This window comes from Serratia sp. SA088 (genome assembly GCF_049065515.1).
GTDB lineage: Bacteria > Pseudomonadota > Gammaproteobacteria > Enterobacterales > Enterobacteriaceae > Serratia > Serratia nematodiphila.
Genome location: NZ_JBAKGW010000007.1, coordinates 133,909 through 155,770, shown reverse-complemented (window position 1 = coordinate 155,770; position 21,862 = coordinate 133,909). Strand labels below are relative to the sequence as shown.

Below are 21,862 nucleotides of genomic sequence, written 5' to 3'. Positions count from 1 at the left end.
ACAGACCGCCGACGACGTCAGCCCGAGTTACGTCTGCGGATCGATCATTGAGGCGCGCCCGCCGCCGAATGACCACTCGTTCAACTGGGTGGTGGCGATCACCACCATCACATCCTCGGGGTTCAGCCGCAGGTTTTCCGCCAGCAGCGCCGCCAGCCGCCCGTAGAAGCGCCGCTTGGTGTCGCTGTCGCGCGGCCGCCCGGCGGTGATGTAAAACAGCACGAAATCCGCGCTGCGCGGCCCGCCGAGATAGTCGCGATCGTAGATAAGCTCACCGGGGCGGTATTGATCGATCGCCTGAAACCTGTCCGCCGGCGGCACCTCGAAGGCCTCCACCAGCGCCTGATGCAGGCTGTCGGACAAGGTTTGCAGATAGTCGGCGGACTTGCCCTGATGCAGGGCGATGCGGCTAAACGGCATGGGGCGCCTCCGGTTCCAGCTCGCGCAGGCGCGCCACGGCCGACGCCGCCGCGGGCCAGCCGGCGTAAAACGCCAGGTGGGTGATGAGCTCCGCCAATTGCGGGCGATCGACGCCGTTGCGCTGCGCCAGCTGCAGGTGAAACGGCAGCTGTTCCACGCGGTTGAGCGCCACCAGCGCGGCGACGGTGATCAGGCTGCGCTCGCGCGGGCTCAGCTCTGGCCGCTGCCAGACATCGTCAAACAAGACGCTGTCGCTGAGCTGCGCCAGCTTGGGGGCGATATCGCCGAACGCCTGTTGCCCGGCCTGGGATTTTGATGGCATCACACTCTCCTGTCAGTTGCGGATAGCCTTACGCTACCCGCCGCCGAGACGAGTGAAAATCGGGATTTTCGGCACTCTCAGTTCAGAAAAACGGGATGGTTCCCCGCCGGGCGGCGGGGCGATTTCACGGTTCCAGCGAGGCAACGCCGTCGAAATGGGCGCTCAGCAGCGCATTCAGCTCCGGCCGCCGCTCCACCCGTTCGGCAATGGCGTAAAGCCGCGGGCAGTGTTGCCGGAACCACGCGCGGCCCGGCCGCCAGTTGCACATTACCGCCACGTACAGATCCAACGCGCTGAAGCTCTTGCCGAGAAACCACGGGCCAGACGCCCCTGCGGCGGCGTTCAACTGCCGCAATAAACGCTCACGATAATCCATTACCGCGTTTTTCAGCTGTTCCGCCCCTGCCGCCTGCGGCTGCCAGCGCTGCGGATGGTCGGCATAGGTGAAGGTGGGGTAAATCTCCGCGTTGATGAACAGCAGCCAGCGCAGAAAACGCGGCAACAGCGGCGAACCGCCGGGCGGCGCCAGCTCGGCATGCGGCGCGCGATCGTGCAGCAGCAGGATAATCGCCGCACTCTCCGTCATCACTTCGTCATTGGGCAGCACTAAGGTGGGCACCTGACCCAGCGGGTTCAGCGCCAACAGGCGATCGCGTTCCGGGCCGTCCTGCGTGTAATCCACCTCCTCATAGCCCCAGGGGAAAGCGGTCAACGCCAACGCGGCGGCCACGATGGTCGAACCGCAGCCCTGCGTACCGAACAAAGTATAAGTATCGTGCATGATTCCTCCCGCAGCGGAACAAGGTATCGGTAACTGTAGACCAGCCGCAGACCATCGGCTGAAGAAAAAATTCACCCTTTGCGCGACTTTTTTAATCGTTCGACATGAAAATGAATTTTTTGTCATAAATAGATCACATTACTACGGTAAAAATTCTCCGCCGCCAACAATCAGGCGGCACAGTAAAACAGCAATGCAACTGATGATAAGCGTCTTTCAATCGAATAAAGCAGGGTAACCCATGAAACGTAATCTTCTGGCCGTAATTATTCCGGCACTTTTACTTGCGCAAGCGGCACAGGCAGCAGAAATCTACAATAAAGACGGCAACAAACTCGATTTTTACGGCCGTGTGAAAGCCCTGCATTATTTCTCTGATGATGCCGGCAATGATGGTGATAAAACTTACGTCCGTATCGGCTTTAAAGGCGCGACTCAGATTAACGATATGCTGACCGGCTATGGCCAGTGGGAATATCAGATCGCCGCCAACCATTCTGAATCCGACGGCACCAAAGACACCAAAACGCGTCTGGGCTTCGCCGGTCTGAAATATAAGGACCTCGGCTCCTTCGACTACGGTCGCAACTACGGTATCATTTACGACGTAGGCGCCTGGACGGATATGATCCCTGAATTCGGCGACGATGCTTATATCAAGACCGACAACTTTATGAACGGCCGTACCAATGGCGTCGCCACCTACCGTAATAACAACTTCTTCGGTCTGGTTGACGGCCTGAAATTTGCCGTGCAGTACCAGGGCAAGAACGAAAACGACGGCCGCTCCGCCAGCAAGGCAAACGGCGACGGCTGGGGTCTCTCCTCCAGCTATGAAATCATCGACGGCCTGAGCGTGGGCGCCGCCTATGCTTCTTCCAACCGCACCGCCACGCAAAAGGCGGGCACCTTCGGTAAAGGCGACAAGGCCGATATCTGGGCTGGCGGTCTGAAATACGACAACAACAATGTCTACCTGGCCGCGACTTATTCGCAGAGCCGCAATATCGCGCCTATTTCCGGCACCGCTACCATCAATAATAACTCGACCTCCGTTAGCGGCTTCGCCAATAAAGCGGAAGGGATTGAATTGGTCGCGCAATATCAATTCGACTTCGGCCTGCGCCCATCGCTGGGTTACGTTCAGCAGAAAGGCAAAGATATTGAAGGCATCGGCGATGTCGATCTGGTGAAATATTTCGACGTGGCGGCGACCTATTATTTCAACAAAAACATGTCCACTTATGTCGAATATAAAATCAACCAACTTGATGACGACAACAAGCTGGGTCTGAAAAACGACGACGTCGTTGTTGTCGCCCTGACCTACCAGTTCTGATGTGATGAATGAATAACCACCACTGCAAACTTTAGCGTCACTTGATACCCAGAGTTTTATTTCGCCGGGCGGCTGCGTCCGGCTTTTTTGTTTTTATTTTCCCCGCCGGCGAATCCCTCCGCTTGCCTTGCAAAACAAACGGGTCTACATGTATAGCTTTCCCCCGAGCGGAATCAGCCATGCATAACGACGGACGCTTCGACTACCACAACGCCTTGCGCTACAGCAGCGACGAACTGGCCAACATCCTCAACCACTGTTTTGAAAACTACATCGTGCGTTTCGTGCTCGACGGGCCGACCTTCGCCGCCCGCTTCAGCGCCGAAGACCTCAGCCTGAACGACAGCCTGATCGTCACCCACCGCCATGAACCGGTGGCGGTGGCGCTGATCGCCCGCCGCGGCCGGCACAGCCGGGTGGCGGCCTTTTCCGTGCGCCCGGAGATGCGCGGCCAGGGGCTGGGCAAGGCGCTGATGCAGCGGCTGGTGGCGGATGCTCGCCAGCGCGGCGATCGGCGGCTGTCGTTGGAGGTGATCGAAGGCAACGACGCCGCGTTGGCGCTGTACCACCGCGCCGGGCTGCGCATCGTGCGCACCCTGACCGGCCATCAGGCGCCGGCGGAAGTGCCGCCAGGCACGGCAGCGCTGCAGGCGGTCGATCCGCTGACCGTCAGCCATCGCCTGACGGCGGAAGGCGCCACCGATCTGCCCTGGTTGATCGCTCCCGAATCGCTGTTCAAGCTGCCAGGCACACCGCAAGCCTATACGCTCAATCGTCAGGCCTACGCCGTGGTGATGCCCGGCGCCGAGCACTGCTGGCTGCGCCTGATCTACGTGCCGCCGCAGCACCGCGGCCAGGGGCATGCCCGCGCCTTGCTGGCCGCCCTGCAAGCGCAGTTCGCCCCTTTGCCGCTGACCGCCAACGTTTTTGTGCCCGAGGTGGCCGCCCCCTTCTTTACGCATCTTGGCTGGCGGCAGGATCCCCTGCGCCAGTTCGAGATGGATATGCTGCTGGACAGCCCACAAAAATAAAACCGAGAGAGATAACGATGGCAGGAAAACAGGCAAGGAAACTCACCCTCGGCGCGGCGGTTGGCGTCGCGCTGCTGACGTTGGCCAGTTGCGCGCAGCCGCCGCACACCGACGCCCAGGCCCAGCAGCGGCTGGCGGATCAGTCGGTGCTGGCGGTGAACTGGTTCCAACAGTCCGGCGAATACCAGGCGCTGGCCCACCAAGCGTTCAACAGCGCGCAACGCGCCTTCGATCGGGCCAAGGCCGCGCCGGGCCGCAAAAAGGCGGTGGTGGTCGATCTGGATGAAACCATGCTGGACAACAGCGCCTACTCCGCCTGGCAGGCGCAGCAGGGCCAGCCGTATGACGGCGCCACCTGGGCCCAATGGACGCAGGCCGAACAGGCCGGCGCGGTGCCGGGGGCAGTGTCGTTCGCCCGTTACGTTAACGCCCACCAGGGGACGATGTTCTACGTCTCGAACCGCAAACAGAGCGAATATGCCGCCACGGTGGCCAACATGCAGAAGCTCGGTTTCACCGGCATGTCGGAAAAAACCGTCTTGCTCAGTACCGACACGTCCAATAAGCAGGCGCGCTTCGACGCCATCAAACAAGCCGGCTATGACATCGTGGTGTACGCGGGCGACAACCTGAACGACTTCGGCGCCGCGACCTACCACCAGGATAATGCGCAGCGCCGGGCGTTTGTCAGCGAGAACCAGAACAAATTCGGCACCGAATTCATCGTGCTGCCCAACCCGCTGTACGGCGATTGGGAGAGCGGCCTGGCTCGCGACTACAACAAGCTGACGCCGCAACAGAAGCTGCAGGTGCGCCAGCAGGCGATCAAAGCCTGGCGCGGGCGCTAACCCTCACAGCAGTTTGTACATATAGCAGGTGGATTCCAACGCCCCGCCGTCGCTGGCGCGGGCGTATTGCGGGATGTCGCCCGCCGCCTCGAACCCCAATTGGCGGTACAGCCCCTGCGCCGCACTGCCGCTCAGGGTGTCCAGCACCAACAGGCTGCGGCGATGACGCGCCGCCAGCGCCTGCACTTCCTGCATCAACAGCCGGGCGACGCCCTGCCGCCGCGCCTGCGGGTGCACCATCAGCTTGACCACTTCCGCGCGGTGGCGGCCGTTGTCCGGCATCGCCAGCAGCAGTTGCACGGTGCCGACCGGTCGGCCGTTCGCGAGCGCCACCAGCATCGCACGCTCTCCCCGCGCCAGAGCCGGCAGCACCCCCTGCCAAAATGCCTGCGCCTGTTCCTGCGTAAAGGGCATGACAAAACCGATGCTGGCGCCGTGCGCCACGCTGGCGTGCAGCATCTCGGCCAAGTCGGCAATGGCGCTTTGCGCCGCAGCGGCATCCCACTGTTGCAATTCAATCATGGCTATGGCCTGCAAATAACGAGCGTGTAATGAGCCGGCTCATCGCCGGGGACATGGAAACGGGAGGCGCCGAACAGGCGGTAGCGCAGGCAGTCGCCGGCCGACAGCCGGAAAACGCGCCCTTCCAGGGTCAATTCCAACTGCCCGGACAGCAACCAGAGGTGATGTTCCAGCGCCGGAATCGACGGCAGGTCGTAATCGATCTGCGCGCCGGCATCAAGCCGGGCTTCGATAAACTCGGCCTTATACAGCGCGGCGGGCGGGGAAACGGAGCGACGGTGAAAACCGCTGGCGCGATCGACCCACACCGGTTGCTGCTGCGGCCGCAGCAGCTCCGGCGGCTCGTCTTCGATTTCGCTCAACAGGCGCGACATGGTCAACCCGTAAGCGGCGCACAGCCGGTTCAGCAACGACGCCGTCGGGCTGGTCTCGGCGCGCTCCACCCGCGAGAGCGTCGCCCGGCTAAGACCGGTGCGCTGCGCCAATTCCTCCAGCGACCACGCCCGCTGCTGGCGCAAATCCGCCAGCCGCTGCGCCAACCTCAGGTCGGCAGTCTCCAAACCGTTATCCACCGCTCACACTCCGCTTGAAAATCCCATATAAGAGAAATAATCTCAAATTAGAGATATAGCAAGCGGATTTTAAAAAATATCGCGCAGGAAGAACGCCAGGATCACCGCAAACATCGCCGAATGAGGAGAAGCGTTCTAGCACTCGCGCGAGGGCGGAGTTTGTACAAAATTGCCCGTCTCTGCGCCCGGCGGCGCGATCGCGGCGCAGCGCCAGGCGCTGAATACCGCCAACAGCGGCGCCAGCGCGAACGCCAGGAACAGCCAACGCGCCGCCGATGCCGCGCCCGCCGCGCCGCCCGGATCGTTCAGCCCCGCCAGATTGGCGATCATCCCGGCCAGCGCCGCACCGAATGCGGTGGCGAACAGCTGCACCGTGGTAATTGAAGCGCCGGCGATATCTTTGTCCGCTTCAGGCGCCACCTGCAAAATGCGCGTCAGCAGATGCGGCCAACCGAAGCCGATGCCGAACCCTACCAGCGACAATGCGATAACGATCGGCGTCAGCGCCTGCCAGTCACCGCCGGAGGGCGTCGTCATCAGGATCGCCAGCGCCAGCAGGCCCACCAGCACGAACAGCGGCCCGCTGACGATCGCCCGGCGAATGCCCGCCCCGCGCCAGCCGGAGCTGAGGATTTCGGACAACGTCCAACCGGCGGCCATGGTGGCGGCGATATAGCCGGAGATCAGTGGCGACTGGCCGTGCAACAGCTGCAGGAAATAGGGCACGAAGATTTCGCTGGTCATGCCGATCACCAGCAACGAGACCGTAATATAGAGCGCCGCCAGCGATGAGCCGCGCCGCAGCGAGCCATGCGGCAACAGGCGCGCGCGTGCGTGCGCCTCGCGCTTCATCAGCCAGGCCATCAGCACCAGCGAAAGCGCGATGCCCGCCAGATTGATCCAGACGCTGTGCGCCAGGCTGCCGGCGGACACCACCAGCACCGCCACGGTCAGCAACAGCAGTTGCGCAGTCGGCAACGGCGCGGCCGCCTGCTGCGCCTTGCCCTTGGGCAGGATCAGGAAGGTAAACGCAGCGTACAGCGCCATGATCGGCAGCAGAATGCCGAAGGCCCAACGCCAGGCGTGCAGCTCGGCAAAAATGCCGCCCACTGCCGGCCCCACCAGGGTGGCGATGCCCCACATCGCCGAGATAAGCGCCATGGCGCGCGGCCACAATCGCTGCTCGAACACCAGGTTGATCATCGCGTAGGAGAGCGCAAAGATCAGCCCGCCGCCGAAGCCCTGCACCGTGCGGCCGATCAGCATCACCGGCATGCTCGGCGCCAGCGCGCACAGCGCCGCCCCGACGATAAAGAACAGCGAAGCCACCAGATAGGCGCTACGCGCGCCGTAACCGCTGAGCAAGCGAGCAGACAGCGCGGAGCCGAGGATCGACGCCACCACGAACAGCGTAGTGTTCCAGGCATAGAGATCCAGCCCGCCGATATCCTGCACCACCGAGGGCAGAATGGTGGTGGCGACCAGAATATTGATGGCATGCAGCGCCACGCCGAGCGAAAGCGCGATCGCACTGGCCGCATTTTTGCCGGAGAAAAGGTCGCTCCAGCGGCTGTCGTCATGGGTTATCACGGTTGTCGTCCTGTTTTCAGAGGAATGGCATTGAGTTGGTCATAAGATTGCGTTAAATTTAACAAGAGTTATCTTGGAATAAGTTAGGGCGAGGCGGAGAAATATGTCAAGAATAAACTTGGAAAATAGCGGCGGCACCGCACAATCGGTCAGTGACCGCTTGCTGACGTTATTGAAAACCCGCGGCCCGCAGCTAGCTTCTGACGCAGGAAAAGTGCTCGGCACCACCGGTGAGGCGGCCCGCCAGCAGTTCGTCAAGCTGGCGAAAGAGGGGTTGGTCGAAGCGGTGGCGGAAACGCGCGGCGTGGGCCGCCCGGTGCAGCTGTGGCATTTGACCTCTGCCGGGAACGCGCGCTTTCCCGATACCCATGCGGATCTGACGGTGCAGCTGCTGCGCACCGTGCGCGACAAGTTGGGCGAACAAGCGATCGACGTGCTGATCGAGACCCGCGAGCAGGAAAACCGCATCAACTACAAGCAGGCGATGATCGGCGCCACCGAGCTGCGCGAACGCGTGGCGCGCCTGACCGAGATCCGCTGCCGCGAAGGGTATATGGCCGAATGGCGCCAAGAGGAGGACGGTTCCTATCTGCTGGTGGAAAACCACTGCCCGATCTGCGCCGCCGCCACCGTCTGCCAGGGCTTCTGCCGGGCGGAATTAAGCATCTTCACCGAAGTGCTGCAGGCGCAGGTGGAGCGCGCCGAACACATTCTGGCCGGCTCGCGCCGCTGCGCCTACCGGATTTCCCGCCTGTAACACCGGTTTTTGCCCACGTTTTCAACCGGTACAGATTATTCTGCTTGTGCACCCCGCACCTTCCCTTCTAAGGTTGAACTAACGAACATTCAGGCAAACAGCGGGCCTCGCGCCCGCTCTGGCAAATCCGTCGGCGCTTGGCGCAGCGGCAGAGTAACCCCACGGGAGTTGAACGATGAAGAAGCCGCATGCCGGATTCTGGCTGGCGACGCTGGGACTGGGCGTTTGCTGGCTGCTGGCGCTGCTGACTCGCGATCGGCTCAACGGCATACTGCTGGCCGGCGCGGCGCTGGCGCTGATCTTTACCCCTGCAGCCCGCCGCAAAGGCGCGGCCCTGGCCGCCCTGGGCGGTATCGGCATGGATGGGCTGTGGAGCTACAGCGGCGTGCTGCACTACAGCGGGCAACACGGCCTGCCGCTCTGGACCATCGCGCTGTGGATCGGCTTCGGCTGCTGGTGGTATTGGTTGCTGGACGTGGTCAGAGCGGCCCCCTGGCCGCTGGCGGTGTTGGGCGCCGCCGTCGGCCCCTTCGCCTACGCCGTGTCCTGGAAGCTGGACGCCTTGTTGCCCGGCGTGCCGCCCGAGTTCATGCTGCTGCTGCTGGCCGTCGGCTGGTCGATTTACCTGCCGGCCGTCAGCTGGCTGCAGTGGAAACAGCAAGGCCATTGAACGGCTTTCAGCAGCCGGAAAAATAATGCCGAAGGCCATTGCTTATCGGTTGCCCGATCGGGTTTACTGAGCGTTCTAATAATAATCATTCCCGCAAAATACAATCCTATGCTTAGCCAACAAAGCCGTAGCGTCCTGCCGTTGATCGGGGCGTTGTTCACGTTATATATCGTTTGGGGTTCCACCTATTTCGTCATTCGCCTCGGCGTCGCGCAGTGGCCGCCGCTGATGATGGCCGGCATTCGCTTTCTGACAGCCGGCATCGTGCTGTTCAGTTTCCTGGCCTGGCGCGGCCACGCCCTGCCGACGCTGAAGCAGTGGCTGGCCGCCGGCGCCATCGGCATTCTGCTGCTGGCGGTGGGCAACGGCCTGGTGACGGTGGCGGAACACCAACATGTGCCCTCCGGCATCGCCGCGGTGATGGTGGCGACGGTGCCGCTGTTCACCCTCTGCTTCAGCCTGCTGTGGGGCATGCGCAACACCAAACTGGAATGGGCCGGCATCGCGCTCGGGTTGGTGGGCATCGTGCTGCTCAACACCGGCAACAACCTGGTGGGCAACCCGACCGGCGCGCTGCTGATTTTGCTGGCTTCGGCCAGCTGGGCCTTTGGGTCGGTGTTGGGATCGCGCATCTCGCTGCCGGCCGGGCCGATGGCCGGCGCGGCGGAGATGCTGGTCGCCGGCGTGGTGTTATTGGCAGCCAGCCAGCTGAGCGGCGAGCGCCTCACTCAGATGCCGAGCACCGGCGGCTTTCTGGCGCTGGGCTATCTGATCGTCTTCGGTTCGATGCTGGCGATCAGCGCCTATATGTTCTTGTTGAAGAACGTGCGCCCGGCGGTCGCCACCAGTTACGCCTACGTCAATCCGGTGGTGGCGGTGCTGCTCGGCATCGGTTTTGCCGGCGAATCGCTGGCGCCGCGCGAGTGGCTGGCGCTGGTGATCATCGTGGCGGCGGTGGTGCTGGTGACGCTGGGAAAATACCTGTTCGCCCGCCCGGCCAACGTGCAGGCCATCGACTGCGAACGGCGATGATCACAAAGGGCGGTCTGCGGGCCGCCGTTAAAAACGATTCTTGTTTCACCCGGCGAAGGGGCTATAATTCCCGCTGTTCCAAGCAACCTGCGAAATTATTCCTATGCTGAAAAAAGCGTTCGTCATCGTCATCGCCCTGTGCGCCTTCGGTTCTCTGGGCGGCGTATTCCTCGCCGGGCTGAACATCTACACCCGTTCCACCACCCCGCACGAAGAAAGCGCGCCTGCCGGGGATACCGCCGCTACGCCGGCGCAAACCGAAACTCTTCAGGCCAAGTGATCGTCCATCCAGCGCTGGCAGCGCTGCTGTAAAAAGCGCTGCAGTTGCCTGACGCGCTCCGACACCTGCGAACGATGCGGGCAGACCAGATTGATCGGCACCGCGTCGCTGCGCCATTCCGGCAACAGCTGCACCAACCGCCCGGCGCGAATATCCGCCGCCACGTCGATCGCCGACTTGCGCACCACGCCGTGCCCGGCCAGCGCCCAGCGCCGCGCCACCTCACCGTCATCGGTAAAATAGCTGCCGTTCAGCGGCAGCTCGACCAGCTCCTCACCGCGCCACAGCCGCCATTCCACCTGCCGTTTGCCGCTGGGCTGATACACCAGAATGCTGTGCCGAACCAGATCGGCCGGCGTTTGTGGCGCGCCATGCCGCCGCAGATAATCCGGGCTGGCGCAGATCAGCCGCCGATGCTGCGGCAGGATCGGCAGCGCCACCAGCGAAGAGTCGGCCAGCGGCCCGAAGCGCAACGCCACATCCACCGGTTCGCGGAACAGATCCGCCTGCCGATCGTTGATCAGAAGCTGCAGCTGAATGTGGGGATGCTGTTGCCGAAACTCGTCCAGCCAGCCGAGCAGCAGATTGCGGCCAAAATCCGACGGCGCGGAAATCTGCAGCACTCCGGACAGCCCCTGATGCTTCTCGCGGATCGCCTGCTCTCCTTCGGCCAACGCCCCCAGCGCCAGGCGCGCGCTGTCGAGATAGCGCGCCCCCTCCTCCGTTAACCTCAGGCTGCGGGTGGAGCGCACCAGCAGCCGCGCGCCCAACTGCTGCTCCAGCCTTTTCACCGCAATGCTGGCCGCCGCCGGAGTGATATCCAGCGCGCGCGCCGCGGCGGAAAAACTGCCGCCGTCCACCGTGCGGACAAACACCTCGAGATCGACAAATGAGGTCATGTATTTCCCTTCTTAGAGAGCCGGATTCATGGCGTATCGGATTGACGATAAAACGCCCAATAGTTATGATTAGATCATAATAAATGAAGCTTTGATCAATGGATGAACACAACGGACTGGACTACATCCTTAGCCTGCATGGCACGCGGGTCAATCGTGAGGATGGCTATTGGTGGAAAATCGAGGCCTGGACGGTGACCCAAACGGCCTTTATCCCTCACGGCATCCGTTACAATTTGACCTTGCATGATAACCACAATACCCGGGTTTTTGGCATAGATAACGCGCATGCCATTAAAACACCCCGCAAAGGTAAATTTTCAGGCCGCGTCGTTTATGATCACCAACATGACTCCCCGACGGACAAAGGCTCACCCTACGAGTTTCATTCCGCCTATCAGTTGGTGGAAGATTTTTTTACCCGGATAGACGAAGTCATACGCAAGAGAGAAAACCGAGGTTGATGATGAAAGCACTGATTGGCGTGATGCCTGAAGAACTGATTCGCAAGCGCACACTGGCGATCGCAAAAGGGGAATACCAGCCACAGGAACGTGAGCCCAAAGTGTGGTTTACGTCGATGATTGCGCTGGCCCAGGTGCTCAGCAACGAGAATATTGCCCTGCTGCGTCTGATCGACACTGCCCGCCCCGAGACCATCAGCCAGTTGGCCGAACTGTCGGGGCGCCAGGTCAGCAATCTGTCCACCACGCTGAAAACGCTGAGCGGGCACGGCCTGGTGGCACTGGAAAAACAGGGGCGTTCAGTGAAACCCCGGGCGCTGTTTACCGATTTCGAAATCATCGTGGACCAGAAGCTAAACGCCCGCTTTAGCGCGGCATGATCTTTAATATTTATTAATAAGTGTTTATCAATAAGGCCGATTGTTAGGTCATTTTCAATCAGGAAAGATAGATCCCGTTGAAACTTACCTAAAAAGAGGCCTTAACATGACGATTCCCGACTCCCCCCTGAAACGACAAAAGCTGGTGATCCTGGGCGGCACCAGCGGCATTGGCGCCGCGGTGGCCTACGCGGCGGCGGCGCGCGGCGCTGAAGTGGTGCTGGCTTCGCGTCGTCTCCCTCACGCCGGGGAGAAGAACGACGCGCTGCGCCTGATGCAGGCCGATCTGACCGATGAGGCGTCGCTGCGCGCGCTGTTCGCCGCCGTCGGCGCTTTCGACCATTTGGTGATCACCGCCGGGCCATTGGTGGACGCGAAGCCGCTGGCGGAGACCGCCCTTGAACAGGCGCAGGCCGACTTCAACGTCAAATTCTGGGGAAGTTTGCGCGCGGTGCAGGCGGCGCTGCCGACGCTGGCGCCGCAGGGCTCGATCACCCTGACCTCCGGCCAGCTGTCGCGCAAATACCTCGGCGGTCAGTTGATCAAAACCGCCATCAACGCCGCGCTGGAATCGGTCGGCAAACAGCTGGCGAAGGAACTGGCGCCGCGGCGGGTGAACGTGGTCAGCCCCGGCATCACCGCCACCGAAGCCTACGACGGCATGAGCGCCGCACAGCGTCAGGCGCTGTTCGAACGGGTTGGCGTCAGCCTGCCGGTCGGCAGGGTCGGGCAGGCGGCCGACGTCGCGGCGGGGTATCTGCTGGCGATGAAGAATGGCTTCGTCACCGGCAGCGTGATCGACATCGACGGCGGAGGCCTGCTGTAACGGCGGCTAGAGCGCCGTCACGCCCTGCGCGGCGGCCTGCTGTTCCAGCACGGTGATAATCTGGTAGGCCGAACGCGGCACCAGGCTGAAATCGCCGATCAGCAGGCGGTCGCTGACCGCCTCATCCAGCATCGCTCGGGCGCCGGCGCGCAGGATTTCCACCTGTTCCGGCGGCGTGCCGGCTGCGGTGATCAACGGCAGGCCCGGCACCGCCGCCGTGCGGCCGATGATTTTTAGCCCCTCCAGCGCCTGCGGTTGCGCGCGGCGCAGCAGTTCCATGCTGATCGAATCGATGGCGGCGATATCCGCCTGCCCGCTGCGGATCAGCTGCAGCGACTGATAATGCGCGCCGGAGGCGATAGCCGCACCGAAGAATTTCCCGTCCTGCGCCAGCGGCGCGATCAGCGCGCGCAGGCCGTTGTAGCCGGACTGGGAATCGGTGCTGTTATACGCCGCCGTTCGGCCGCGAAAATCCGCCAGCCGCTCGCCGGGGTCGTCCGCGCGCACCACCAGCCAGCTGCGGTAATTCGGCCCGTCGCACCCTTCCACCCGATAATGATAGGTTCCGATCAGCTGCACCTGCGGCAGGCTGCTGACCAACGGATAACCGCAGGTTTGGCTGAGCAAGAGATCCTCGCGTCGCCAGTGCTGCGCCAAATCGTCCGGCCAGCTGAGCCGTTCCGGCGCCGCCGGCAGCCCCAGCCGCAGCAGCTTGTCGCGCAACACCTGCCAGAAGGATTCGGCCTGCTCCCGGCCAACGCCGTACATCGGTAGAGACACCTGCATCATTTCCCCCTTACCCCGCCGGAGTGGCCGCCAGCGTCTGCTGACGCCAGGCGGTGAGATAACGCACCCAACGTTCGAACAGCATATCGGTGATAATAGCCAACAACGCCACAACCGCCGCGCCCTGGATCACATAGGCGGTGTTAAACCCGGTCAGGCCGATAATGATCGGCGAGCCGAGCGTCTTGGTGCCGACGGTAGAAGCGATGGCCGCCGTGCCGATGTTGATGATTACCGACGTGCGGATCCCGGCGACGATCACCGGCGCCGCCAGCGGCAGTTCAACCCGCCACAGAATTTGCCAGGCGCTCATCCCCACGCCGCGAGCGATCTCGCGCGTGGCGGGCGGCACCGATTCGATGCCCGCCAGCGTGCCCTGCAGGATCGGCAGCAGGCCGTACAATACCAGCGCAATGATCGCCGGCTGTTCGCTGAAGCCCATCACCGGCACCGCTACCGCCAGCACCGCCACCGGTGGGAAGGTCTGCCCCACCGCCACCACCGTTTCCACCAGCGAACGAAACTCCCGGCCGCCGCGTCGGGTCACGGCGACGCCTGCCGCCACGCCGAGAGCCACCGCGATCAGGCTGGAGATCGCCACCAGCGACAGGTGCGCCCCCACCAGCGCGATAAAGCTGTCCTGCTGATAAATGGGCCGCTCCAGATCGGGGAACCAGGCGGCGAACAGGCCGCGCAGATGATCCATGCCGAACACCAGCGCCAACAGCAGCGCCAGCGTCCAGGGCAAAGGATCGCGCAGCAGGCGCCCGATGCGCCCGCTCATGACAGCGCCTGCCCGGCGATCAGATCGTTGAAGTGCAACACCCCCAACGCTTCGCCCCGTTCATCCACCACCGGCAGACAGTCGCTGCCGCGCGCCACGAACACCGACAGCGCCTCGCGCAGGCTCATGGCGGCGGCGATCGGCTCGCCCCCGGCGACACCGGGCCGCACCCGCTCCGCCACCGTCCCCAGCGACAGCAGCTTGATGCCGCGATCGCTGCGCCCGAAGAAGTCACGCACGAAGTCGTTGGCCGGGGCGGTCAACAGCGTCAGCGGCGTGCCCTGCTGCACCACCCGCCCCTGATCGAGCAGCACCAGACGATCCGCCAGGCCCAGCGCTTCGTCGATGTCGTGCGTCACCAGCACGATAGTGCGGCCGGAGAGCTGATGGATGCGCGCGATCTCCGCCTGCAGCGCCGCGCGGGTGACCGGATCCAGCGCGCCGAACGGTTCGTCCATCAGCAACACCTCGGGATCGGCAGCCAGTGCGCGCGCCACCCCCACCCGCTGCTGCTGCCCGCCGGACAGCTGGTGCGGATAGCGGCGGCGAAACAGATCCGGCTCCAGATGCAGCAGCTCCAACAGTTCGGTCACCCGATCGCGAATGCGCGCGCGCGGCCATTTCAGCAGCTGCGGCACGGTGGCGATGTTCTCCTCCACCGTCCAGTGCGGAAACAGGCCGATCGATTGGATCGCATAGCCCATGCGCCGCCGCAGATCCTGCGGTTTGAACGACTGGATCTCTTCGCCGGCAAAGAGAATCTTGCCCCGATCGTGTTCGATCAGGCGATTGATCATTTTTAACGTCGTGGACTTACCGGAACCCGAGGTGCCGATCAACACGGTGAATTCGCCCTCGGCGATGTGCAGCGTGAGATCATCGACCGCCGGCTTGCCCTGAAAAATTTTGCTGACTTGCTCAAAGTGAATCATCGGCGCGATACGTCCAGGATTGAAACCCAAAATTTAAACAGCGAATCGACGATGACCGCCATCATGACCACCGGGATCACCCCCAGCAGAACCAGATCCAGCGCGCTGCTGAGCAGCCCCTGAAATACGATGGCGCCAAAACCGCCGGCGCCGATCAGCGCCGCCACCACCGCCATGCCGACGGTCTGCACCGCCAGAATGCGCACGCCGGTCAGGAACAGCGGCAGCGCCAACGGCAGCTGCACGCGCAGGAAGATCTGCCCGCGCGTCAACCCCATGCCGGTGGCGGACTCAATCACGCCGGCCGGCACGCTTTGCAGCCCCGCCACCACGCTGCGCACCAGCGGCAACAGCGCGTACAGCACCAGCGCCACGATCGCCGGCGCCATGCCGATACCGCTGACGCCGTGTTCCGCCAGCCAGGGCACCGCCACCGCCAACCCCGCCAGCGGCGCGATCAGCAGGCCGAACAGCGCGATCGACGGCACGGTCTGGATAATGTTCAACACGGAGAAGATCGGCCGCTGCCAGCGCTCGGAACGAAAGCACAGCACCCCGAGCGGCACACCGATCGCCAGCGCCGGCGCCATCGTCGCCAGCAGAATGGTCAGGTGCTGCAGCAGCGCGGCGTCAAACACCTCCTGCCGATTATGGTACTCCTTCAGCAGCGACAGCTGATCGAGCTGATGGCCGAACAGCAGCAGCGCCGGCGGCACCAGCACCAGCGCGTTGCCGAGCATCCGCCGCAGGTGCGACGCGGTGAGACGCGCCATGGCGTCGGCGGCGATCAGCAGGCTCAGCGCCATGGTCAACCAGCAGCCGCTGCCCCAGGAGGTGCGTGCCAGGCGCGATCCCTCCTGCGCCAGACGCCCGGCGGCCTGCCCGCTGATCCAGAACGCCAGCGTCAGCACCCCGCAGACGGCCAGCGCCGCCAGCAGCGCCCGCCCCCGCGTCGGCGGCAGCAGGCTGAGGATCGCCAATGCCGCCAGCGGCAACAGCAGCCACAGCGCCGGGCCGTGCAGCAGGGAGAACAAGGAGAGGCTTTTGCCCGACAACAGGCGATTGGGGGCATAACTGAGGAACGGCAGGCCGAACGCGGCCAGCAGCAACAGCATGAACAGCGTCAACAAGACGCGATGTTTTACGGCGATAGTCAAAGAAACGCTCCGGCTCCCTCGGTTTACCCCCTCTCCCGACGGCAAAGGGGGCACCTCGGCATTATCCCTTAACAAACCCTTTCTCTTTCAGGTAAGCGGCCGCCACCTGTTTGGCGTCCTGGCCTTCCACAGCGATCTGCGCGTTGAGTTTTTGCAGCGTCGGCCCGTCCAGCGAGGCGAACACCGGCTTCAGCAGCTCAGGCAGATTAGCGTGCGCCTTCAGCGCTGCTTCGCGCACGATCGGCGCCGGCGCGTAGATCGGCTGTACGCCTTTCGGATCCGCCAGCGTCTGCAGCCCCAGTGCCGCCACCGGGCCATCGGTGCCGTAGGCCATCGCCGCGTTGACGCCGGAGGTCTGCTCCGCCGCCGCCTTGATGGTCACCGCCGTATCGCCGCCAGCCAGGGACAGCAGCTGATCCTGATTCAGCTTGAAGCCGTAGGCATTCTGGAACGCCGGCAGCGCATCCGGCCGCTCGATAAATTCCGCCGAGGCCGCCAGCTTGAACTTGCCGCCGCCGTTGATCCACTTGCCGAGATCCGCCAGCGTTTTGAGATGGTTGGCGTCCGCCACGTCCTGACGAATGGCGATGGTCCAGGTGTTGTTGGCCGGCGCCGCATCGAGCCAGACGATTTTGTTTTTGTCGTAGTCGAGCTGCTTCACCTTCTCGAAGCCGGCCTGGGCGTTCTTCCACGCCGGGTCTTTCTCATCGGAGAAGAAAAATGCGCCGTTGCCGGTGTATTCCGGGTAGATGTCGATCTCGCCGGAAGTGATGGCGCCACGCAGCACCTTGGTGGTGCCGAGCTGCAGCTTGTTGGTGGTTTTGATGCCGTTGGCTTCCAGCACCTGCACGATGATGTTGCCGAGCAGCGAACCTTCGGTATCGATCTTGGAGCCGACGCGCACCGAGTCGGCCGCCTGCGCCAGACCGCCGACGGCCAGCAGAGCCAGTGCGACGGCAAAGGAACGTCCGCGTGATAAGGTGATTGCCATACTTTTCCTCTGGTTATATGTTTTCCGGCTCATGGGCCAGTTCGGTTGGAAAATCCTGAGAAACGCGCTTCCAGCGCGCAATAAGTTTTTTCTTCGGCCGGGCGCCGCGTTCCTCCCGCCGCTCGCCGGCGCTCAGCGGATGCACGCCGACGTCGATCGGCGTCAGCGCGTAATCGCGCAGCCACTCGCCATAACCCTGCGCGACGAATCCCTGGCTGCGGCGCTGATACGCCTCGCGTTCCGCCAGATAGACTTCGCGCAGGCCATACCAGGGCAGGCCGGGCAAATCGTGATGCACTAAATGGTAGTTCAGATTGAGAAACAGCAGCCGCCACGGCCAGCCCGCCTCATTAATAATAGAACGTGCCTGCGGTGCGTCCACGGCGCGATGCTCAAAAAACGATCTTACCTTGGTCAGCGCCAGCGCCGGGTAGCTGATGGTCAACAGGTAAAACGCCGCGCCGATGCCCTGCATCTGCAGCCAGTGCAGCAGCGCCGCCAGCAGCGACAGATGCGCCAGCCACATCGCCCAGGCGCGCAGATCGCCCGCTGCAAGCGTCTTCACTGCGCCGAACAGCGTGGTGACGATATCCAGCGCCGGGCCGAGGAGCACCCGGCCGATCAGCGTATTGCGCACCGCGGCCAGCCGCGGCAGCAGGCGGGGATAACGCCGCCACTGCGCGGCGCTGAAGTAGTAACTTTCGGGATCTTCATGCGGATCGGTCAGGTGGTCGTTGCGGTGGTGGCGCAGATGCGAATCCCGATACAGCCCGTAGGGATACCACACCGCCAGCGGCAACAGGCCGAATAGCTGATTGACGCGCGGCCAGCGCGTCGGATGGCCGTGGATCAGCTCGTGTTGCAGCGACATATACCCGGTGGTCAGCAGGATCAGCAGCGGCGCGCCAAGCCACGGACCCAGCGCCTGCCAATAATGCGCCACGCCGAACCAGCCGCCGTACACTGCCGCCATGATCCCCCAGGTGGGCAACTCCAGCCGCCAGTACCAGCGCCGATGAAGCCGCCGGATGCGGTCGCGTTGTTCAGGGTGCAAATAGTGGGCGTGGGACATGCTGCGGCTCGCGGTTGGGGATTTTCCCCCAGTATCCGTGAGCCGTACCGGCGTTCAAAATAACGAAAATGGCAAAGCTAAGTGAAAATTCAGCGGGTTGCGTACTCGGCCTGCGGTTCGCACGCCACCGGGAAATTCACCGAGTTGGCGATAAAGCACAGGTGATGCGCCTGCTCGTGCAGCTGTTGCGCCAGCTGCAGATCGTCGCCGTCGCGCACCGTGACCTGCGGCCGCAGCGTCACCGAGGTGAAAAAGCCACCGCGCGCCGCATCTTCGCGCATCACCCCGACGGCGTTGTCCTGATAGGCCAGTACGGAAATGCCCGAGGTAGCGCATAAATGCAGATACCATAATTTGTGACAGGCGCTGAGCGAAGCCACCAGCAAATCCTCCGGGTTCCAACGCGTCGCATCACCGCGAAAGGCCGGATCGGCTGAACCGGCGATGTCTGCCTTGCCCACCGCGCCGATCAGGTGATCGCGCCCATAGGCGCGGTAATCCTCGGTGCCTGCCCCCAAATTCCCCTGCCAGGTGACCGCCACCTGATAATGATGCTCACCTTTCATGCCTTTTTCTCCCGTTGGCCGGCCAATGAAAAATCGCCTTGCTGCATGCCCGGAGAACACTATTGGCGGAAAAGCGCGAAGATGCAAACGGCGAAACGAGAAAAAACGGGCCGCGCAAGCGGCCCGTCGATCACATGCTTTCAGGGAACGAAATCGAGCACCACGGCGTTGAACAGCGCGTATTCGGTAGCGCTGGCCATCGGCGGAAACTGCGCGCGCTGCACCGCAGCGCTCGCCGCTGCGCACAGGGGCGCATCGCCTCTTACGATCTTGCTGCTCGCCAGCTTGCCGTCCGGCTGCAAACGGATAGCAAGGGTGCAACGCTGACCGTGCGCATGTTCCGGCAAGCGCAGCTCACGGCTCACCGCGTTATGCACCCGCTCCGGGTAACTGAGCTGCGTTGCGGCCAGTGCCGGGGCCTGCGGCAACGGTATGCCGGCCTCACGCCCGGCGCCGCAGCCGCTCAGCAGCAACAACGCCAACAGGCTTAGTGTCTTTTTCATTCCCGATGTCCTTATTGGGGGATTTATCCTTATCGAGCGGCCCTCACTGCGCCGCCGGGTAGGCCTCGCCGTCGTCCGCGTAGCGCTGCAGCCGTTCGCGCCACCATTTGGCCGCCAGGCCGCTGGCGCTTTCCCGCCAACCGAAATAGGCGATGTCGCTGCAGCGTTCCGATTCAACGCGTTTCGCCACCAGTTCGCCGCTGTTCAGGTAAGGTTCCGCCAAAGAACGCGGCAGATAGCCGCAGCCCAGCCCGGCCAGCTGCGCCTGCAGCTTGGCGTCGAAACCGAAGACCGTCAGCGTATCCTGCTCTTCCAGCAGATTCAGGCTCTGCGGCGCGTTGACGCGCGAAGTGTCGCGCACCACCACCGCCCGGTGCTGACGGATTTCGTCCTTCGGCAAGGGTTCCGGCAATGCCGCCAGCGGATGCTGCGGCGCGACGGCGAACACGTAATCCAGCTGCCCCAGCCTGCTGAACGCATAGCCCACCCGTGACGGCGGCTCGCAGATGGCGCCGATGATAATGTCGGCGCAACCGTAGACCAGCGACTCCCAGGAGCCGGCCAGCACTTCGTGGCTGAAACGCAGCCGGGTATGGTGATGCTGCCGATAGAACTCGTCGATCAGCGGCAACAGGCGGGCAAACGGGAAAGAGGCGTCAATCCCGAGCGTGATTTCGCTTTCCCAGCCGTTTTCGACATAGCGCGCCTGCTGCTCCAGATCCTGCGCCGCCCGCAGCAGCACCCGCCCCTTTTCCAGCATCAGCTTGCCGGTATCGGTGAACTTCGCCCGATGCCCGGAGCGATCGAGCAGGGTGATGTCGAGATCGTTCTCCAGCTTTTGCACCATATAGCTCAGTGCCGAAGGGGTTTTAAACAGTGCGGCGGCCGCGGCGGCGAAAGATCCGTGCCGGTCCAGCGCGTCCAAAATCAGCAGCGCTTCCAGGTTTAATCTCATGCTTTCTCCCGTGTATAAAAAAACTCAACAAGTCGGCAAAAATTCTGCGGTATCTTTGAAATCGCCCTCTGCCTACCATGGGTTTTATCGGCGTTACACTCATCAGATGTTCAACCGAAATATCACTGGGAAGGTAAATTATGTCCAAGTTTCAACTGCTTGATAAAGACAATTCCGCACTGATTTTTATCGATCATCAACCACAAATGGCCTTCGGCGTGGCTAATATTGATCGTCAGCAACTGAAAAACAACGTTGTTGGTTTGGCGAAGGCAGGCAAGATTTTCAACGTTCCCACCCTTTTCACCTCGGTCGAAACCGAAAGCTTCAGCGGCTATATCTGGCCGGAACTGCTGGCGGTACACCCTGAAATCACCCCGATTGAACGCACCTCGATGAACTCCTGGGAAGACGCGGCCTTCGTTAAAGCCGTGGAAGCCACCGGCCGTAAAAAGCTGGTGATCTCCGCGCTGTGGACCGAGGTGTGCCTGACCTTCCCGGCGCTGATGGCGCTGGAAGCCGGCTATGAAGTGTATGTGGTGACCGACACCTCCGGCGGCACCTCCGTCGATGCGCACGAACGTTCGATCGACCGCATGGTGCAGGCCGGCGCCGTACCGGTGACCTGGCAGCAGGTGCTGCTGGAGTACCAACGCGACTGGGCGCGCAAAGATACCTACGACGCGGTGATGGCGCTGGTGCGCGAACACAGCGGCGCGTACGGCATGGGCGTCGACTACGCTTACACCATGGTGCACCACGCACCGGCCCGCACGGTGAAATAATTCCCCTTGCCCCGGCCTCGCCCGGGGTATTTTCAGGAGTCGGTTTTATGGCCCATCCGCAGCATGTCACGCTGGTGATCACCCACCGTTTGGCGCCGGGGAACGAACAGGCCTATGAGGCCTGGCTGAACCGCATCATGCCCGACGCCGCGGGCTTCACCGGCCATTTAGGCGTCAACGTGATTCGCCCTTCCGGCGACGAACAGGCCTATACGGTGCTGGTCCGCTTCGACAATCTCGACAATCTCTACCGCTGGCTCAACTCGCCGCAGCGCAAGCAATACATCGAAGAAGTCACTCCGCTGTTGCTGGAGAACGACCATATCGAGATCCGCCCCGGCGCAGAGTTCTGGTTTACCCCGCCCAACCCCAGCGTGCGCCAGCCGCCCCAGTGGAAACAATTCATCATTACCCTGCTGGTGATCTTTCCATCCACCAATCTGGTGCCCTGGTTTTGGGGACGGGTGCTGCCGCAGCTGGACGGCTCGCTGCTCGGCCATTTTCTCAATGACGCCACCGTGGTCGCCCTGGTGGTGTACCTGTGGATGCCTATCGTGACTCGCGTTTTTCATCAATGGCTGACCCGCCGCTAGGCGGT

Annotated in this window: 28 protein-coding genes; 12 read left to right on the top strand and 16 right to left on the bottom strand. The window is 62.7% G+C overall.

What is annotated here, in order from left to right; all coding sequences use genetic code 11:
• Window positions 1–27 precede the first annotated feature (27 nt).
• The 3 genes from ACOWVD_RS18335 to ACOWVD_RS18325 form a co-directional block, all read right to left on the bottom strand.
• Entirely contained in the window at window positions 28–420 is a 393-nt protein-coding gene (locus tag ACOWVD_RS18335; RefSeq protein WP_164095303.1) for a tautomerase family protein, read from the bottom strand.
• The gene (locus ACOWVD_RS18330; protein ID WP_118892300.1) at window positions 410–742 is read right to left on the bottom strand and encodes a carboxymuconolactone decarboxylase family protein; all 333 of its coding nucleotides are present in this window, start codon (window positions 740–742) and stop codon (window positions 410–412) included. Before ACOWVD_RS18330 ends, ACOWVD_RS18335 begins: the two co-directional genes overlap by 11 nt.
• Window positions 743–866: 124 nt before the next feature.
• A complete protein-coding gene (locus ACOWVD_RS18325; protein WP_015377134.1) occupies window positions 867–1,523 on the bottom strand; it encodes a glutathione S-transferase family protein in 657 nt (218 codons plus the stop codon).
• A gap of 241 nt (window positions 1,524–1,764) precedes the next feature.
• On the opposite strand from ACOWVD_RS18325, the gene ompC reads away from it, so the two are divergent.
• From ompC to ACOWVD_RS18310, 3 genes are all read left to right on the top strand, one after another.
• Window positions 1,765–2,862: a porin OmpC gene (gene ompC / locus ACOWVD_RS18320; protein WP_004939326.1), complete on the top strand. Its 1,098-nt coding sequence runs from the start codon at window positions 1,765–1,767 to the stop codon at window positions 2,860–2,862.
• A 179-nt stretch (window positions 2,863–3,041) separates the two neighbouring features.
• Window positions 3,042–3,893, top strand: a complete 852-nt coding sequence (locus tag ACOWVD_RS18315; protein WP_021503925.1) for a GNAT family N-acetyltransferase — start codon at window positions 3,042–3,044, stop codon at window positions 3,891–3,893.
• A gap of 17 nt (window positions 3,894–3,910) precedes the next feature.
• Window positions 3,911–4,741, top strand: coding sequence for a 5'-nucleotidase, lipoprotein e(P4) family (locus tag ACOWVD_RS18310; protein ID WP_421105720.1), 831 nt, complete (start codon window positions 3,911–3,913; stop codon window positions 4,739–4,741).
• A 3-nt stretch (window positions 4,742–4,744) separates the two neighbouring features.
• On the opposite strand, the gene ACOWVD_RS18305 is transcribed toward ACOWVD_RS18310, so the two are convergent.
• From ACOWVD_RS18305 to ACOWVD_RS18295, 3 genes are all read right to left on the bottom strand, one after another.
• A complete protein-coding gene (locus tag ACOWVD_RS18305) occupies window positions 4,745–5,263 on the bottom strand; it encodes a GNAT family N-acetyltransferase (RefSeq protein WP_164095300.1) in 519 nt (172 codons plus the stop codon).
• A gap of 2 nt (window positions 5,264–5,265) precedes the next feature.
• Window positions 5,266–5,835, bottom strand: coding sequence for a helix-turn-helix domain-containing protein (locus ACOWVD_RS18300; protein ID WP_015377131.1), 570 nt, complete (start codon window positions 5,833–5,835; stop codon window positions 5,266–5,268).
• A 135-nt stretch (window positions 5,836–5,970) separates the two neighbouring features.
• The gene (locus tag ACOWVD_RS18295) at window positions 5,971–7,425 is read right to left on the bottom strand and encodes an MFS transporter (protein ID WP_421105719.1); all 1,455 of its coding nucleotides are present in this window, start codon (window positions 7,423–7,425) and stop codon (window positions 5,971–5,973) included.
• A 103-nt stretch (window positions 7,426–7,528) separates the two neighbouring features.
• Between ACOWVD_RS18295 and ACOWVD_RS18290 the strand changes: the two genes are divergently transcribed.
• From ACOWVD_RS18290 to ACOWVD_RS18275, 4 genes are all read left to right on the top strand, one after another.
• On the top strand, window positions 7,529–8,182 hold the full coding sequence (locus ACOWVD_RS18290) for a helix-turn-helix transcriptional regulator (protein WP_160125247.1): 654 nt from the start codon (window positions 7,529–7,531) through the stop codon (window positions 8,180–8,182).
• 175 nt (window positions 8,183–8,357) lie between these two features.
• Window positions 8,358–8,852: a DUF2878 domain-containing protein gene (locus ACOWVD_RS18285; RefSeq protein WP_015377128.1), complete on the top strand. Its 495-nt coding sequence runs from the start codon at window positions 8,358–8,360 to the stop codon at window positions 8,850–8,852.
• A 108-nt stretch (window positions 8,853–8,960) separates the two neighbouring features.
• Entirely contained in the window at window positions 8,961–9,884 is a 924-nt protein-coding gene (gene yedA, locus ACOWVD_RS18280) for a drug/metabolite exporter YedA (RefSeq protein WP_015377127.1), read from the top strand.
• Between the two features lie 103 nt (window positions 9,885–9,987).
• Complete coding sequence (locus ACOWVD_RS18275; protein ID WP_004939348.1) at window positions 9,988–10,164, top strand: hypothetical protein; 177 nt, start codon at window positions 9,988–9,990, stop codon at window positions 10,162–10,164.
• Here ACOWVD_RS18275 and ACOWVD_RS18270 read toward each other — a convergent pair.
• Complete coding sequence (locus ACOWVD_RS18270; RefSeq protein WP_015377126.1) at window positions 10,152–11,063, bottom strand: LysR family transcriptional regulator; 912 nt, start codon at window positions 11,061–11,063, stop codon at window positions 10,152–10,154. The two genes, ACOWVD_RS18275 and ACOWVD_RS18270, sit on opposite strands and share 13 nt — an antisense overlap.
• 98 nt (window positions 11,064–11,161) lie before the next feature.
• Here ACOWVD_RS18270 and ACOWVD_RS18265 point away from each other — a divergent pair, with 98 nt between their 5' ends.
• From ACOWVD_RS18265 to ACOWVD_RS18255, 3 genes are all read left to right on the top strand, one after another.
• On the top strand, window positions 11,162–11,527 hold the full coding sequence (locus tag ACOWVD_RS18265) for a DUF6516 family protein (RefSeq protein WP_004939355.1): 366 nt from the start codon (window positions 11,162–11,164) through the stop codon (window positions 11,525–11,527).
• Window positions 11,528–11,529: 2 nt separating this feature from the next.
• Window positions 11,530–11,907, top strand: a complete 378-nt coding sequence (locus tag ACOWVD_RS18260) for a MarR family transcriptional regulator (RefSeq protein WP_033638702.1) — start codon at window positions 11,530–11,532, stop codon at window positions 11,905–11,907.
• A gap of 106 nt (window positions 11,908–12,013) precedes the next feature.
• Complete coding sequence (locus ACOWVD_RS18255) at window positions 12,014–12,733, top strand: SDR family oxidoreductase (RefSeq protein WP_197763647.1); 720 nt, start codon at window positions 12,014–12,016, stop codon at window positions 12,731–12,733.
• A 6-nt stretch (window positions 12,734–12,739) separates the two neighbouring features.
• Here ACOWVD_RS18255 and ACOWVD_RS18250 read toward each other — a convergent pair whose 3' ends face one another.
• The 9 genes from ACOWVD_RS18250 to ACOWVD_RS18210 form a co-directional block, all read right to left on the bottom strand.
• The gene (locus ACOWVD_RS18250) at window positions 12,740–13,501 is read right to left on the bottom strand and encodes a phosphate/phosphite/phosphonate ABC transporter substrate-binding protein (protein WP_021503932.1); all 762 of its coding nucleotides are present in this window, start codon (window positions 13,499–13,501) and stop codon (window positions 12,740–12,742) included.
• A 28-nt stretch (window positions 13,502–13,529) separates the two neighbouring features.
• Window positions 13,530–14,303, bottom strand: a complete 774-nt coding sequence (locus ACOWVD_RS18245; protein ID WP_049239857.1) for an ABC transporter permease — start codon at window positions 14,301–14,303, stop codon at window positions 13,530–13,532.
• The gene (locus tag ACOWVD_RS18240) at window positions 14,300–15,235 is read right to left on the bottom strand and encodes an ABC transporter ATP-binding protein (protein WP_016928556.1); all 936 of its coding nucleotides are present in this window, start codon (window positions 15,233–15,235) and stop codon (window positions 14,300–14,302) included. Before ACOWVD_RS18240 ends, ACOWVD_RS18245 begins: the two co-directional genes overlap by 4 nt.
• Window positions 15,232–16,392 carry an ABC transporter permease gene (locus tag ACOWVD_RS18235; RefSeq protein WP_421105718.1) on the bottom strand — a complete coding sequence of 387 codons (1,161 nt, stop codon included), beginning with the start codon at window positions 16,390–16,392 and terminating at the stop codon, window positions 15,232–15,234. Before ACOWVD_RS18235 ends, ACOWVD_RS18240 begins: the two co-directional genes overlap by 4 nt.
• A 61-nt stretch (window positions 16,393–16,453) precedes the next feature.
• A complete protein-coding gene (gene osmF / locus ACOWVD_RS18230) occupies window positions 16,454–17,383 on the bottom strand; it encodes a glycine betaine ABC transporter substrate-binding protein OsmF (RefSeq protein WP_004939374.1) in 930 nt (309 codons plus the stop codon).
• Window positions 17,384–17,396: 13 nt separating this feature from the next.
• Complete coding sequence (locus tag ACOWVD_RS18225; protein ID WP_164095297.1) at window positions 17,397–18,455, bottom strand: fatty acid desaturase; 1,059 nt, start codon at window positions 18,453–18,455, stop codon at window positions 17,397–17,399.
• Window positions 18,456–18,544: 89 nt separating this feature from the next.
• Window positions 18,545–19,021, bottom strand: coding sequence for an OsmC family protein (locus tag ACOWVD_RS18220; protein ID WP_004939379.1), 477 nt, complete (start codon window positions 19,019–19,021; stop codon window positions 18,545–18,547).
• 140 nt (window positions 19,022–19,161) lie between these two features.
• Window positions 19,162–19,524: a cell envelope integrity TolA C-terminal domain-containing protein gene (locus tag ACOWVD_RS18215; protein ID WP_021503935.1), complete on the bottom strand. Its 363-nt coding sequence runs from the start codon at window positions 19,522–19,524 to the stop codon at window positions 19,162–19,164.
• 43 nt (window positions 19,525–19,567) lie between these two features.
• A complete protein-coding gene (locus tag ACOWVD_RS18210; protein ID WP_004939387.1) occupies window positions 19,568–20,479 on the bottom strand; it encodes a LysR substrate-binding domain-containing protein in 912 nt (303 codons plus the stop codon).
• Window positions 20,480–20,619: 140 nt separating this feature from the next.
• On the opposite strand from ACOWVD_RS18210, the gene ACOWVD_RS18205 reads away from it, so the two are divergent.
• Window positions 20,620–21,264, top strand: coding sequence for a hydrolase (locus ACOWVD_RS18205; RefSeq protein WP_004939390.1), 645 nt, complete (start codon window positions 20,620–20,622; stop codon window positions 21,262–21,264).
• A gap of 47 nt (window positions 21,265–21,311) precedes the next feature.
• A complete protein-coding gene (locus ACOWVD_RS18200) occupies window positions 21,312–21,857 on the top strand; it encodes an antibiotic biosynthesis monooxygenase (RefSeq protein ID WP_004939393.1) in 546 nt (181 codons plus the stop codon).
• Window positions 21,858–21,862 lie beyond the last annotated feature (5 nt).